The organism is Bacillus sp. B.PNR1 (assembly GCF_030386235.1).
Lineage (GTDB): Bacteria > Bacillota > Bacilli > Bacillales > Bacillaceae > Bacillus > Bacillus stercoris.
Map to the genome: position 1 here is coordinate 2,103,209 of NZ_JANYMN010000001.1, position 14,065 is coordinate 2,117,273.

Annotated in this window: 17 protein-coding genes and 1 pseudogene; 5 read left to right on the forward strand and 13 right to left on the reverse strand. The window is 41.0% G+C overall.

Annotation, left to right across the window (positions count from 1 at the left end):
* Positions 1 to 54: 54 nt before the first annotated feature.
* The 3 genes from NZD81_RS11020 (at position 55) to NZD81_RS11030 (ending at position 1,739) form a co-directional block, all read left to right on the forward strand.
* Positions 55 to 501: a hypothetical protein gene (locus NZD81_RS11020; protein WP_014663321.1), complete on the forward strand. Its 447-nt coding sequence runs from the start codon at positions 55 to 57 to the stop codon at positions 499 to 501.
* A gap of 364 nt (positions 502 to 865) precedes the next feature.
* Entirely contained in the window at positions 866 to 1,183 is a 318-nt protein-coding gene (locus NZD81_RS11025) for a PadR family transcriptional regulator (protein ID WP_014663320.1), read from the forward strand.
* Positions 1,170 to 1,739 (forward strand): DUF2812 domain-containing protein, encoded by a 570-nt coding sequence (locus NZD81_RS11030; protein ID WP_282374111.1) that lies wholly within the window; start codon positions 1,170 to 1,172, stop codon positions 1,737 to 1,739. The genes NZD81_RS11025 and NZD81_RS11030 overlap by 14 nt, the downstream gene beginning before the upstream one ends.
* A gap of 513 nt (positions 1,740 to 2,252) precedes the next feature.
* Here NZD81_RS11030 and tcyP read toward each other — a convergent pair.
* Complete coding sequence (gene tcyP / locus NZD81_RS11040; RefSeq protein ID WP_040083629.1) at positions 2,253 to 3,644, reverse strand: L-cystine transporter TcyP; 1,392 nt, start codon at positions 3,642 to 3,644, stop codon at positions 2,253 to 2,255.
* A 171-nt stretch (positions 3,645 to 3,815) separates the two neighbouring features.
* Between tcyP and NZD81_RS11045 the strand changes: the two are divergent.
* Positions 3,816 to 4,889, forward strand: a pseudogene (locus NZD81_RS11045) (GGDEF domain-containing protein); the annotation flags it as partial.
* 7 nt (positions 4,890 to 4,896) lie between these two features.
* On the opposite strand, the gene NZD81_RS11050 reads toward NZD81_RS11045, so the two are convergent.
* The gene (locus NZD81_RS11050) at positions 4,897 to 5,727 is read right to left on the reverse strand and encodes a MetQ/NlpA family ABC transporter substrate-binding protein (RefSeq protein ID WP_014663315.1); all 831 of its coding nucleotides are present in this window, start codon (positions 5,725 to 5,727) and stop codon (positions 4,897 to 4,899) included.
* A gap of 436 nt (positions 5,728 to 6,163) precedes the next feature.
* Between NZD81_RS11050 and cspB the strand changes: the two genes are divergently transcribed.
* Positions 6,164 to 6,367: a cold shock-like protein CspB gene (gene cspB, locus NZD81_RS11055; protein WP_003224086.1), complete on the forward strand. Its 204-nt coding sequence runs from the start codon at positions 6,164 to 6,166 to the stop codon at positions 6,365 to 6,367.
* 91 nt (positions 6,368 to 6,458) lie between these two features.
* Here cspB and NZD81_RS11060 read toward each other — a convergent pair whose 3' ends face one another.
* The 11 genes from NZD81_RS11060 to NZD81_RS11110 are packed head-to-tail and all read right to left on the reverse strand — an operon-like array spanning position 6,459 to position 14,060.
* Positions 6,459 to 7,400, reverse strand: coding sequence for an ABC transporter permease (locus NZD81_RS11060; protein ID WP_014663313.1), 942 nt, complete (start codon positions 7,398 to 7,400; stop codon positions 6,459 to 6,461).
* Positions 7,393 to 8,310 (reverse strand): ABC transporter ATP-binding protein, encoded by a 918-nt coding sequence (locus NZD81_RS11065; RefSeq protein WP_014663312.1) that lies wholly within the window; start codon positions 8,308 to 8,310, stop codon positions 7,393 to 7,395. Before NZD81_RS11065 ends, NZD81_RS11060 begins: the two co-directional genes overlap by 8 nt.
* Positions 8,311 to 8,326: 16 nt before the next feature.
* Positions 8,327 to 9,025 (reverse strand): ABC transporter ATP-binding protein, encoded by a 699-nt coding sequence (locus NZD81_RS11070; protein ID WP_134975657.1) that lies wholly within the window; start codon positions 9,023 to 9,025, stop codon positions 8,327 to 8,329.
* 1 nt (position 9,026) lies between these two features.
* The gene (locus tag NZD81_RS11075; protein ID WP_014663310.1) at positions 9,027 to 9,392 is read right to left on the reverse strand and encodes a GntR family transcriptional regulator; all 366 of its coding nucleotides are present in this window, start codon (positions 9,390 to 9,392) and stop codon (positions 9,027 to 9,029) included.
* A gap of 2 nt (positions 9,393 to 9,394) precedes the next feature.
* Positions 9,395 to 10,156 carry a hypothetical protein gene (locus NZD81_RS11080; protein WP_147771679.1) on the reverse strand — a complete coding sequence of 254 codons (762 nt, stop codon included), beginning with the start codon at positions 10,154 to 10,156 and terminating at the stop codon, positions 9,395 to 9,397.
* 4 nt (positions 10,157 to 10,160) lie between these two features.
* Complete coding sequence (locus NZD81_RS11085) at positions 10,161 to 10,316, reverse strand: hypothetical protein (protein WP_282374109.1); 156 nt, start codon at positions 10,314 to 10,316, stop codon at positions 10,161 to 10,163.
* Positions 10,316 to 10,690 (reverse strand): hypothetical protein, encoded by a 375-nt coding sequence (locus tag NZD81_RS11090; protein WP_003233427.1) that lies wholly within the window; start codon positions 10,688 to 10,690, stop codon positions 10,316 to 10,318. The genes NZD81_RS11085 and NZD81_RS11090 overlap by 1 nt, the downstream gene beginning before the upstream one ends.
* 12 nt (positions 10,691 to 10,702) lie before the next feature.
* Complete coding sequence (locus NZD81_RS11095; RefSeq protein WP_014663307.1) at positions 10,703 to 11,233, reverse strand: NAD(P)H-dependent oxidoreductase; 531 nt, start codon at positions 11,231 to 11,233, stop codon at positions 10,703 to 10,705.
* A 22-nt stretch (positions 11,234 to 11,255) separates the two neighbouring features.
* Positions 11,256 to 12,854: an MFS transporter gene (locus NZD81_RS11100; RefSeq protein ID WP_014663306.1), complete on the reverse strand. Its 1,599-nt coding sequence runs from the start codon at positions 12,852 to 12,854 to the stop codon at positions 11,256 to 11,258.
* Positions 12,855 to 12,894: 40 nt separating this feature from the next.
* Complete coding sequence (locus tag NZD81_RS11105) at positions 12,895 to 13,560, reverse strand: biotin/lipoyl-containing protein (RefSeq protein WP_014476241.1); 666 nt, start codon at positions 13,558 to 13,560, stop codon at positions 12,895 to 12,897.
* A gap of 35 nt (positions 13,561 to 13,595) precedes the next feature.
* Positions 13,596 to 14,060, reverse strand: coding sequence for a MarR family transcriptional regulator (locus NZD81_RS11110; RefSeq protein WP_040083640.1), 465 nt, complete (start codon positions 14,058 to 14,060; stop codon positions 13,596 to 13,598).
* Positions 14,061 to 14,065: the final 5 nt, after the last annotated feature.

Consider the following 14,065-nt stretch of genomic DNA (forward strand, 5'->3'; position numbering starts at 1 on the left):
CGGTTAATTTGTCTAATGAGGGGGAAAATATGAATACATTGCAAAGGAGGGATCATGTTGTTCAACCAGCGAAGAGGAATCAGCCCCGCAGCATTGATCATCGGATCAACTATGCTTATTGCTGCATTATCACCTCAGATCCGCCAAAGAATCAGCGGGTTTATCACAGGACAAATGAACAGACGACATTCAGGAAATAACACATTTGATGCTTCTAATGTAGGAAACATGGTCAAACAAGCATTAGGCGGCGGTAGCGGTGATAACCATGACCGTTCACAACATCAAAGCCAGCGGCAAAACGGCCGTCAGCACCAGAATGCCGGACAACAGCAAACACAGCATCAGCATACACAGACACAATCGAGGCAAACTGAAACAGCCCCGAAAAAAAGACAACCTCATTATGCTGAACCCATTCATTTTGAGCAAAGCGCAATGAATGTCATGGACGACAACACGATGATGGAAATGCTGGAGGACTTAGAACCCGGCCGTTAAAAAACGTGTAACCTGGCTCAACATTGGCCTCTAGGTGTTTTTTTCTTTTAAACTTCTTGTTTTCTATATTTTTTCGCCTATTTTGGAGTACAATTGGCGAGCTAAAAAAATCCTTCTTTCGTTCAATTAGAACGTTTGAAGGATTTTTTGTTTATGCTGCCGCTCTATCCGAAGCAATCTTTATCGATTCATTATTAATCAAAAGGCTGAAAAGGACAGAACACTATTCATTTTGTTTCTTGCTTCAAAACTCAACATTTAGAATTTACTCGAACGTTGGAAAATGCTGTTGACTATTCAGTTGAACTGTATTACATTATTATTAAGTTGAACTATATAGTCAAACTGAATAGAGGGTGCGGATATGAAACACAAATTATTACCGTTGTCTGAAACCATGCATTATATTTTATTAGCTCTGCGTGAGCCGCTCCATGGCTATGCCGTAATGCAGAAGATAGAAAAGATAAGTAACGGTACTGTTATTTTAGCAGCGGGTACATTATACGGTGCGATTGAAAACTTGAATAAGCATGGTTGGATTGAACCTGTTGGAGAGTCAGGCCGGAGAAAAGTTTACATGATAACTGAAGAAGGAAGCGCCATTTTAAAAATGGAACAAAACAGGTTATTGCATATTTTATCCTTGTACGAAGGAAGTGAATCGAATGAAGAAATTTAAGATGTTTTTTGATATTGAAAAAGAGGAACAATGGCTGAACGAGCAATTACAAAAAGGCTATCGGTGTACAAATATTAGTGGATTAGGAATATACACTTTTGAAAAAACCGACAAGAGATATGTGATCCGACTGGATTACCAAGATATTTTACCAAAGAAAAAGCTCAAAGATTACAAAGGGATATATGAAGACTTCGGTTGGATTTATATAAATGGCCCCTGGCTTAGTGGAATTCGATATTGGCAAAAAGAAAATGATGGTCAAAATGAAATCTTCTCGGATCGCCAATCAAAGAGTAATTATTATAAAAGATTGATGAATTATTCTTCTGGTTTAGGTTTCATGTGTTTGTTTTTTTCTTATATGATCTATAAGGACTCAGGTTTATATTTAACTGAAGGTCTTTGGAGTATGAAAGGTGAATGGTTTTGGAAAGCATTTTTATTTGAAACCCCATTTGTTCTTTTGAGGTCGCTTCCCGCCCTTATGGTTGTTTTCTTTGCCGCCAGTTTCTATAAAGTGTATCGAAAGTATTCAATGTTAATGGAAAAATAATGCGAAGAGGTTCATTATGAACTTTTTTAATTCAATGAAGGAATTGAAGGGAATGCATCTACCACAGGCGAGCGCTTTTCTTTTATTCGTTTGCGAAATTTAGAAATCAAAGCATATATATACTTGCGTTGCTACACATGTATTTCGCTTATTGACAGGTGTAAAATGATATTCAAAAATCACTTTACATCTATAACTTTTATCCAACGTTCCCTAATAATTATAACAAAGGATGTCTTTAATCGCCTTTTTATGTTCAGGCACGATTGAATTAGATTATTAGCCAACTCACCTTCTAAGAAGGAATCTATTATGTGTGTGTGCCTCAGATAAGTTAGCGTCTTCAAGATACCATGAATATAATTTTCATTTCAATTAGATCAATCCATTGATCAGTAATGCCGGCTTGATCTTCCCAAAAAAACAAAAAAAGAAACCCATGAAACCTTTATATTGCAAGGTTCATGGGTCTTATTAATGTGTAATCCCTGACGATTACACGTTTTTCATATGTTACGCTTCTTCAGCTTCAATCACTCTGGATTGATCATGAAATGTACCTCGATCAATTTCCTTCGTGACCTTACTTGTAATAAGGCCGGATGTCATACTTCCGCTGACATTCAAAGCAGTACGCCCCATATCAATTAACGGTTCAATTGAGATTAATAAACCGGCGAGCGCTACAGGCATGTTTAATGATGATAATACAAGAAGCGCTGCGAAAGTCGCTCCGCCGCCGACTCCGGCAACACCGAAGGAGCTGATGGCAACGACTGCGATAACAGTGATAATAAACACCGGGTCGAATGGATTTTGGCCGACAGTCGGGGCAATCATCATCGCCAGCATTGCAGGATAAATGCCCGCACATCCATTTTGGCCTATCGAAAGGCCGAACGAACCGGCAAAGTTTGCAATCCCTTCGGGCACACCCATGCTTCTCTGTGTTTTAATATTCAGTGGCAAAGCACCTGCGCTTGACCTTGACGTAAATGCAAATACAAGTACAGGCAGCGCTTTTTTCAAATAAATCACAGGATTCAAGCCGCTGAACGTCAGCAGCAGCAAATGAATGATAAACATAGTGATTAACGCGGCATATGAAGCAATCACGAACATGCCCAGTTTTAGAATGCTGTCAAGATCACTCGTTGCAATCGTTTTTGTCATGATAGCCAGCACCCCATAAGGCGTCAGTCTCAAAATGAGCGTGACAACACGCATGACAATGGCATAAACGGCATCAACCAGTTTTTTAAATGTTTCTGCCTGTTCCGGCTGTTTGTTTTTTACGCCGAGGAATGCCACTCCAAGGAAAGCGGCAAAAATAACGACAGCGATCGTTGAAGTCGGTCTAGCTCCCGTAAAATCTAAAAACGGGTTTCCAGGCAGCAGTTCAACAATCTGCTGCGGCAGCGTTTTCGCTGTCATATCCTCTGATTTCTGCTGAAGCTCCTGCCCCCGTGAAAGCTCTGTACTTCCTTGGTCAACCTGAATCGCCTGCAAATCAAATGAAAGTGCGGACACGATACCGACAGCTGCTGCAACAGCTGTTGTTGCTACTAAAATCCCGATAATCAAACCGCTGATTTTCCCGAGATTTTTTGTCAGTTTCAGCTTTGTAAATGCACCGAGAATCGAAATAAAGACAAGAGGCATGACAACCATTTGAAGCAATTTGACATATCCGCCCCCGGCAATATTAAACCAGTCAGCTGTTTGAATAACTATATTTGAAGTCGGGCCGTAAATCAGCTGAAGCGCAAATCCAAATACAATCCCCAGTCCCAGCGCAGTAAATACACGTTTAGAGAAGGAAACATGTTTTTTCTGCATAACAAAGAGCCCTAAGATAAGTAAAAATAAAATAAATACATGTAATACAACTAGTAAAGTCTCCAAAGCAGGTAAACTCTCCCTTCAAATTTTCTCATTTACTATATTACACTAATTCCGATGGGTCAAGTGCGAATTATTTTAACTTATCAATTCAAGCAAAAAAACCTTATATAATGCCTTTTTTTTCTTTTCTTTCCCTTCCATCTTTAGTACCTTATATAAGGGTGATAATATTTGCTGAAAGAACTGTTTGTAAACTTGACGATTTTAATCACATTTAATTATCTCTTCACCCACCTGTTTAAAGAAAGGTTAGTACATAAAAAAGACAGCATATCCTTTCAAGCTGTTAAAGGACTGGCCTGCGGTTTGCTCGGGGTTATTCTGATGGTGTTTGGATTTACCTATCAGCATTCAATTATTGATCTTCGAAATATCCCTATTATGATTGCCGCTCTTTATGGAGGCTGGGTTTCAACGGCAACGGCCCTGGCTATGATCGCTGCTGGCCGCATGCTGATCACAATGAACACATCTGCACTTTACTCGGTTATTATCATTTGTATCGCTGCCATCCCGTCACTCATTGTTTCTAGAAGAAAAAAAGTTCAACTAAAACATGCTTTCTATCTTATAATAATCACAAATAGCTTGATCTCCTTTGCCTTTTATTTTCTTATAGACTTACATTCATATGAACTTCATTTATATTTTTGGATCATCTCAATAGCGGGCGGTATGCTCAGTTTATATATTATTGATCATGAAACAAATGCACATCTTCTTTATAAACAATATAAGTTTCAAGCGCACTTTGACTTTTTAACAGGCGTGTATAACCGAAGAAAGTTTGAAGAAATCACAAAAGCTCTGTATCGACAGGCGGCCGATACCCCGCATTTTCAATTTGCACTGATTTATATGGATATCGATCATTTTAAAACCATCAACGACCAATATGGCCATCATGAAGGAGATCAGGTGCTCAAAGAGCTGGGCTTACGTCTGAAGCAGAGCATCCGAAATAGTGATCCAGCCGCTAGGATCGGTGGTGAAGAATTTGCCGTGCTTCTGCCGAACTGTTCTCTAGATAAAGCAGCCCAAATCGCAGAACGGATCAGGAGCGCTGTCAGTCATGAACCGATTATATTAAAAAACGGCGAAAAGCTTTCAGTTACGATATCACTGGGGGCCGCTCATTACCCCAATAATACGGAACGGCCAAGATCCTTGCCCATTCTTGCCGATCAAATGCTTTACAAAGCGAAAGAGACGGGACGGAACAAAGTGTGTTTTTCAGATTGGAAGAATGAATTCAATGTTCGAATTCATTCTTCCAATCTGAAAGACGTTTCAAAGGCAGAAAAGCCGGGACAAGATCTCCCTGATATTCTTTTTCTATAAATGCCGCTGTATCATCAGCTTGATAAAGCTCAAGAATGGTTTGCAGCGCTTCCCGATCTTGATCCTCCGCTCTGACAACAATCAAATTCATCTCTTCCCCCGACATGAGACTGCCGCTCTTTATGGTATGCTTTTTCGGGTTCAGGCCCGCTTTTTTTGCTTCAGATGGTTTCATGACAAACACATCCCCACCGCTCACTGCATCCTGTTGCCGGACAGCTTTCAATTTCAGGTGTCTCGGATTATCTTTAATCATATCAACTGAACCTGTACCGTTAAATCCGTTTTTCAACGTTAGCAATCCCGCCTCCTGAAGCACAGTAAGCGCCCTGCCAAAATCGAACGCTTTATCGGGAACAGAAACAACAGCTCCCCGCGGTATATCTTGGATTCTGTCATATTGTTTTGAATAAATGCCCATAGGCGTTATGTATGTCGTACCGAGCGGTGCAAGCTTAAGTTTGTGTTTTTGAGTGAACGATTGAAAATATGAAATGGTTTGAAAGGCGTTGGCATCAATTTCTTTGTTAGCAAGTGCGATATCAGACTCCGCATAATCAGAAAAAGGGATCAGCTGAATATCCAGCCCTGCCTCTTCAGCCTTTTGAGCAATATAGTTCCATATTGCCCCGTCAGACTCAGCAATCCCGATTTTTATCGATTCATGTTCTGCAGACGGTGAGCATGCAGTAAATGAAACGAAAAGAACAAGGACGAAACTGCATATAAGCCACTTTTTCATTGTGACCATACTCCTATCTATGTATTAGAGCATGCAAGCAATATCAGACAAAAAAATCATACGCTCTCTTAGTTGATAAACGTTGTCATTTGTAATATTGATTAACTTTTACCTTACTCATATCCAATCAGGTTGTCAATTCCTATGACATTATCTTCCCAAAATGAAGGCATACGAAGGCAAACGTATGATCACATATCGAGAAAGCAGATGAATTTCCGTAAATAAATATCAAATTGAAAAATAAATATGGTATTTTCCCAAAAAATTTTCAATAAGCAGTTGTTTTTTCTGAAGATTACTGGTAGAGTAAAGGTAATTATTTTTGTTCGAACTATCTTTAAGAAGAAAGTTTTGTAAGAGTTTTCGTCTTGAAAGTTTGTTAAGAGCAAGAATAGTGAATTTAAGCGTTATGATCGCTTTAGGAGGAAATTTCATGTTAGAAGGTAAAGTAAAATGGTTCAACTCTGAAAAAGGTTTCGGATTCATCGAAGTAGAAGGTCAAGACGATGTATTCGTTCATTTCTCTGCTATTCAAGGCGAAGGCTTCAAAACTTTAGAAGAAGGCCAAGCTGTTTCTTTTGAAATCGTTGAAGGAAACCGCGGACCACAAGCTGCTAACGTTACTAAAGAAGCGTAAGCATAAATTGATATGAAAAACTGCAGGTTTGCACCTGCAGTTTTTATTTTGGACAAAAAAGCTGTTTTGCTTATGCAAAACAGCTTTTTCATTAGTTTGCAATATCCCGTTTCATGAAGATTCCAAAAGCAAGCAGCAGGAAAATGATAAAGTAAATCGCAAGCATGACGATAGAAAACGTCATAGTCATCCCTTCTATTAACGGTGTGCCATCCACATACTGAGTTAAATCGACATTAGCAAACAATATATACTTTGCCCAGTCAAATTTCGCTGCAATAAAGGCAGTGGCTGTCGTACCGGCAACCAATAAAAAGATGGAAAACCCTACTGCAAGAGAGCTGTTTCTGAATACTGCAGACAGCATAAACGCCATCGTCGCCACCATTAAGGCCGAGACGGATTCAGAAAGATACGTTGTGGCCAAATGACTCATCATGTTTTGCTCAATAACATGGCCATCCTTATAGATTAAATGAATATTCGCAGCGGTTTCACCACCCGTCCCGAAGAAAATCAACCCTAACAAAGTAGAACCGATAAATAAAATCAACAGCAATAGGAACCCAAACAGGAGAACTGTAATATATTTTGACATCAAAATTTGAAAACGGCTGAGCGGGCGGATCATTAACAGCTTAATGGTTCCCCAATTAAATTCGTTCGCGACAATTCCGGCTGCGATAATAATGGTAAACAGTCCGGTAAGGATGGTAAAACCTGCTGAATCCGTTACATAAGACCATACCGTATAGCCCGTGTCATTTGGGATGTTATGTTCAATGCGATAGTTGTTGAGTGTGATTATTTCTTTATATCCATCTTTCAGTGAAGGATCGTCTTTGATTTCTTTCTTTAATTCGGCGTTTTGTGCTTGAAGTTCTTGTTTCCAATGAGAATTTGCTTCACCGGCAGAAAAATGATTCGCCAAAAATGCAAATCCAACCATTGTTAGCCCCAGAATTCCGATCATCACCCATGTTCCGGCACGGCTGAAAATTTTGATCCACTCATTATAAATCAAATTAAGCATGCTGAACCTCCTCTTTTGTTTCACCTGTCATTTCTAAGAAACGGTCCTCTAATGATTTTGTTATAATCTTGACCTCGTAAATGCGGATTTGCTGCATCACCAGCAATTCAATAACCGCAGGGACTTCGTCTTTAGCCAGTTTGAGTTCTACACCATTTGTCTTACTCACTAAATCGTACTGTTTTAGCACGGAAGCTGCTTCGTTCGGCTGCTCAACCTGGAAGAAATATGTATCGTTCTCATCAATGTTTTCATCTTTTACATTTTGAATATCGATCAGCTTTCCTTTTTGCAGAATCGCAATGCGATCACACATCAGTTCCATCTCTGACAGCAGGTGGCTTGAAACGATGACAGCCATTCCTCTTTCTCGGGTCAGCTTCTTTAAATGATCTCTGATTTCCCTGATTCCCGCCGGATCAAGTCCATTTGTCGGTTCATCCAAGATCAGCACTTTCGGATCATGCAGAAGGCATTGTGCCAAGCCAAGACGCTGTCTCATTCCTAGAGAATATGTTTTCACCTTGTCGTGGATTCTGTCTGTTAAACCAACCAGCTCAACAACTTCATCAATTTTTTCCTTCGTAACACCCTTGACCATCCTTGCGTATTGCTGGAGATTTTTATATCCGCTTAAAAATTTATACAGCTCTGGATTCTCTACGATCGCTCCAATATGCTTAATCGCCTTGGCATATTCTTTCGTAATGGATTGACCGCAAATGAGGACATCACCTTTCGACAGCTTCATTAAGCCTACCATCATCCGGATGGTTGTCGTTTTCCCAGCTCCGTTTGGTCCCAAAAAACCGAATACTTCACCTTCACGAATCGTAAAACTGAGATCATCAATGATCGTTCGGCCTCTGATGTTTTTTGTCACATTTCTCAATTCCAACACTGTTTTCATCATATTCCTCCTCTTTCTAGCAAACTTCCATTTTTGATTTAAACCATTGCAAAACAGACATGCCTTCCTGTTCACGAATATCTTCTACTTCGCGCTGCGCCACTTTTTCTCCATTTGCGAGTATGATGACTTCGTCTAACAACGTCTCAATTTCATCAATTTCATGTGTCGCGATCACGACAATCTGCTGCTCAAAATCAATGTACGACACAAGGCTGTTTACGATGGAGTCCCTCACCATCGGATCAAGCCCCGAAAAAGGTTCATCAAGCAAGATGACGTCTGCCTGTCTCGCTAAAGCAAGAACGATTTTCAGCCTGCCCCGATTTCCTTTTGATAGCTTTTTGATCTTTTTTTCCGGATCCAGCTGCATCTCATTCAATAGTCTATAAGCTTGTTCTGTTTGAAAATCAGGAAACTGCGACTGATAAAAATTCACCATATCTTTGACAGTGAAATCCGGATAAAACATATCAAGCTCAGTAAGATAAGCCGTTTGACGCACCATATCTCTCGTAGCTTGTTTTCCATCTACTTTTACAAACCCTGAAGTCGGAAACAAAAGGCCAGCCATCATTTTCAGGGTCGTTGACTTGCCGCTGCCGTTCGGTCCGATCAGACCATAAATCCGTCCAGATGATAGGGTAAATGAGACATCATCGACGGCCGTATGGCGGCCGTATTTTTTTGATACGTGTTCTAGCTTGATTTCCATTTTAACCTCCCTCTGTGAATGTTTTAATCCCCTCTACCATTTCCTCTTTCGTGAGCCCCAGCTCTTTCATTTGCTTGACAAAGCCTTCCAGGACTTCTCGTGTCAGCCTTTCTTTCAACTCGTCTACGATTTCAGCTTTTTCCGCAATAAACGTCCCTTGACCTCTTCTTGTCTCCACAATACCCAGCCTTTCCATTTCACTGTAAGTTCTTTGAATTGTATTGGGATTTACCTTAGTTTGAATCGCCATTTCTCTTACTGAAGGAAGCTTGTCTCCTGGGAGCAGCTCCTTCCTGACCAGCCTATAAAAGATCTGATCAGCGATCTGCAGATAAATCGGTTTCGAGGATTGAAATTGATTATCCATATTTACACCTCTACTTTACGATCAAGCAGTTTTGAAGCCATGATGAGCAGCAAGAACGTGATGACTAAGGTAATAGGAAACCCTAGCACAGACAGATGGATAGGTTTTAATTCCAATCTCCAAACGTTATGGAAGTGGAAATCAAAATTGCAATAGACTGTTACCGGCCAGAAATGCTTTTGAGATTCAACCAAAGGGCTTATGATGTATTCATCGAAGAATAACCACACTGCGACCAACAGAACCATCGCAGCCCATCGCATTCCGCGCCAATTCCTGAGAGCGTGAAAAACAGTCCAAAACACGATGACTGTTACTGACATATCTAACGAAGAAATAAGCCCATACATATTCAGCAAAGCCACTGTACTCGTTATATCAACTTGATGCTCCAGCAGATTTTTTACAGAGAGCATATGATACATCCATATCCCATAGGCTGTTAATGCCAACTGAATCACAAATTGATAGAGCAAAGATGCTGCCAATTTAGAAGAAAACAGCCAGAAGCCGCCATTTGGATTGTACAGCCAAAGCTGTGATTTCCCTTCCTTGCGAAGGTGATAAAAAACAAAAACAGGAGATAAGAAAAGCAGAAAAAAAGCAACTGCAACAAAAAAACCAAAAATGACTAGAGGTTCTTTCGTGCGAGAAGCTATAATATGGCCTGTTCCCAATAAGAAAATGATTCCGCATATCCATAATAGCAGCCACATTCTTGAAAGCTTGATATCTTTCTTTAATAAACCTAAAAAAGAATTCATGTCTTTACCTCCCGGAAAAAATCCTCGGTGTATGAGTAACATAGTACACTAGATCAAGATGGAATACAACATATTCCATGGATTTATTTGACAAAAACATAATTGGTGGAAACAGCAAAAAAGGCAAACCCGCATGAGTAAACGGATTTGCCTTTTTCATTACTTTTTCTTATTTTTCATAGAGAGCAGCGCATCACGATAGCTGCGGTCCTGCATTTTGTCACTTTCCTCAGTGACCTCTTCTTCTGCATGAACTTCATCAGAATGCTTAAACTTTTGCAGCGCCTGCCTGTAAATATCATCACCCATTGTGTCACGCTTCTCTTTTGGAGAATCGTTTTTGACAACGGATGGCGTATGCTCGGCAGCCCTTGCTTCAGCAGGGTAATGCGCTTCGTTTTTTTCCTCTTCTGGAGGTGCGATTCTATCAGTTGCTTCTTGCTTCTCAGGTCCAGGTGAGGCGTTGCGGACGTTAAATGTAATAAGGGCCGCAATGACAATGACAGCAGCAATTATTGCTATAATAATGGCCATTTCAACCTCTCCTTACTGTCCTGCTGTTAGGTTTCCTGTAACTTGGCTGACACGTCTTCCCAACGCGCGTCCAAGCTGAATACCTTCCTCAGACATTAACTCATCACTGTCTACCGGACAAGTGACACCTGCTCCGTAATAAGAGCCATAAAGTGCGTTTTCAGGCACGTTGCCAGGCAGTCCGACAACGATCATTCCTTGGTGGAACATCGGCGTGATTAAATTGTGCATTGTCATTTCCAAGCCGCCGTGTGTTGTTGCCGTTGTGCAGAAAACAGCACCGACTTTGTTAATCAGTTCGCCTTCAGCCCACAAGTAGCCAAGTCTGTCGATCCAAGCTTTAAGACCGGAGCTGATTGTTCCGAAATGCCCAGGGCATCCCCAAATAATCGCATCCATATCTTTAAGCTTGCGGATATCCGCCTGATCTACATGGTCGATGAACACTTCAGCCGCGTCGTTTTCTCTCGCGCCGTCAGCAATCGCTTCTGCAAGCACTTTAGTATGTTCGCCTTCACTATCATACACTACATAAATTTTCATTCAGGAAACCTCCCTGTACAGATTAAGATTCCTTAGCTTCTTTAGGAGCAGGAAGTAATGAAAGCTCCTCTTTTTTCTTCTTACGCAATTTATCTTTTCTGACGTCACGCAGGAAGATACTTAAAATCAAACCTGCTACACAGAATAAGGTTGCCCACATAAAGGCATCATTTATCCCCATGACATTGGAATCGAGTGACGCGTGTTTATAAATATGTGAGTACACATACGTTTTCGCTGTATCATAAGACACATTCATATTCACCATTAAATTCGAAACTGCATTTTGGAACGCATGGAGGAAGTTCGGGTCCGCCGTGCTCGTTTTATCTGCAATTTGTGAATAATGGAATGTCGTCCGGTTTGTATAAATCGTCGTAATTAAACTTGTACCGATTGATCCGCTGATTTGGCGAAGCGTGTTGCTCATCGCCGTTCCGTGGCTGTTCAGACGGGCAGGAAGCTGGTTCATCCCGGCTGTCATGACTGGCATCATTAAGAGAGACATACCAAATGCACGGATTGAATAGATCAGCATGATGTGCGTATATGGTGTATCAATTGTCAATTGCGTGTATTGATAAGTTGTTACCACTGTCACAAGAAGCCCGATAATCGCAAGCGGTCTCGGTCCGAATTTATCGAACAAAATACCTGAGATCGGTGACATAATCAGCATGACAATCGCACCCGGAAGCAGAAGCAGACCGGATTGAAGTGCCGTAAAGCCGACCAGGTTTTGCAGATAGATCGGTAAAAGAAACATACCTGTGTAAAGTGCCACTGTAATAATGATATTAATGACACTCGAAAGTGAGAAAATGTCATATTTAAACACTCTGAAATCAAGCATTGGATCATCATGGCGCAATTGCTGAACAACAAAAGCAACAATTGCAATGACGCCGATAATAACTGTAGACAGTACAATCGGGTCGGTCCAGCCGTCAGATCCGGCTTCACTGACTCCGTATAATAAGGAGGCGAATCCGACAATCGAGAGAATGGCTCCCAGAGTATCGAGTTTGATTTTTTGCGGCTCCACCATATTTTTAAAGATGAAGAAAGCCACAATGATAACAATTGCGCCGATTGGCACAAGTCCGTAAAACATAATGCGCCATGTATAATGCTCAATAATCCACCCGGAAAGAGTCGGGCCGACCGCTGGAGCAAACATCATCGCAAGCCCGAAAATCCCCATTCCTTTCCCCCTGCTTTCAGGCGGGAAAATTAACAGAATGGTTGTCATAACGAGCGGCTGCAAGATACCTCCGCCCACGGCCTGAATCAAACGGCCGATCAGCATTGTAGAGAAGTTAGGTGCGATACCGCAGACTAACGTACCGAGCGTAAAACAGAACATCGCGACGAGAAAGAGACTCCGTTGGCCAAACCGTGTAATCAGGAAGGCAGATAACGGAATCAATACGCCGTTAACAAGCATGTAACCTGTTGTCAGCCACTGAATCGTCGTTGCACTTACGCCAAATTCAGTCATTAAATGCGGCATTGCAACGTTAAGCAATGTTTGGTTGAGAATTGCCAAAAATAAACCCGCCATTAGCACAATCAGCAATGACATAGGGCTTTTTGCATTTTTTTCTTTGCCTGTAGCCATCTAAGACAACCTCCTTTCATGGTTTGATGACTGATCTGTTTTACTCAGAAATTTTAACAGATGCATTCATACCAGGAAGCACCTTATCAGATGGGTTTTTGATTGAAATTTTCACTGGAATTTTTTGTGTTACTTTTGTGTAGTTTCCGCTTGAATTTGTAGAAGGAAGCATATCAAAAGTTGAGTTAGTCGCATATCCAATTTCTTCTACAGTACCGTCAAATGTTGTATCAGGGTCTCCGTCAACTACTACGTCTACACTATTTCCTACTTCAATATCCGCAATATCTGTTTCTTTAATATTTGCTGTGATGTATAGGTTGTCCATGTCAATCGTTTGTGCAATTGTTGTACCAGCTTGTACGGTTTGTCCGTTTTTCACTTCGTTTTTCACAATTGTTCCATCCATAATGGATTTTACGTCAACAGTTTGTTCACCTTTGATTTTTGCAACTGTGTCGCCTTTTTTCACTGTTTTTCCTTCGTCCAGATCCCAGTCAGATACTTTACCTGCTGCTGGAGCAGTAATAGCAGCCATATCGCCGGCTACTTTTGCTTCATCTGTTTTTACGTAGTTAGTGCTTTGATAATAGTAGTAAGCACCTCCAGCTATAATTGCAAGAACAACAATCAAACCGATAATGTTGGTCAGAATTAAACGTCCTCTGTTCATTTTGTTTTCTCCTTTCGTTTCATCCTCTATCATTTTGCGGAAAGCTGGTGAAAATATGTGAGAAGTTTTTAATTACCGCTTTTTTCTGAACAGCCTTCAGCAAGCTTCGTTAAGCTTCCGGCAAGTTTGCGCAAATACTGCAGCTGGGAGGTATCAAGCTTTTGGTACAAGCCCGCACCCATTTTTGCATATTGCACAGCGGCTTTTTCTATCAGTTCTTCCCCCTCTTCGGTTAACTGAATCATGACGATACGGCGGTCATCCGGACTGTCATATCGATTCATCAAGTGGCGCTTATACAGAATATCTGTCATCCGCGTCACAGAAGCAGGCTTAAGATCAAGCGACATTGCCAGCTTGCTTAGCGGAGTGCTTCCGCTTTGATGAATTTTAAACATCAGCAAATATTGAAGGACTGTAATATCAAAAGGCTCAAGCACAATCTCCAATATCTTCTTCTGTTTTTTATAAATCGCCCGAGACGTATCGAAGAGCTGTTCAAAAGTGAGCAAAGCACGTTCTGATTCAGTCAACTCCT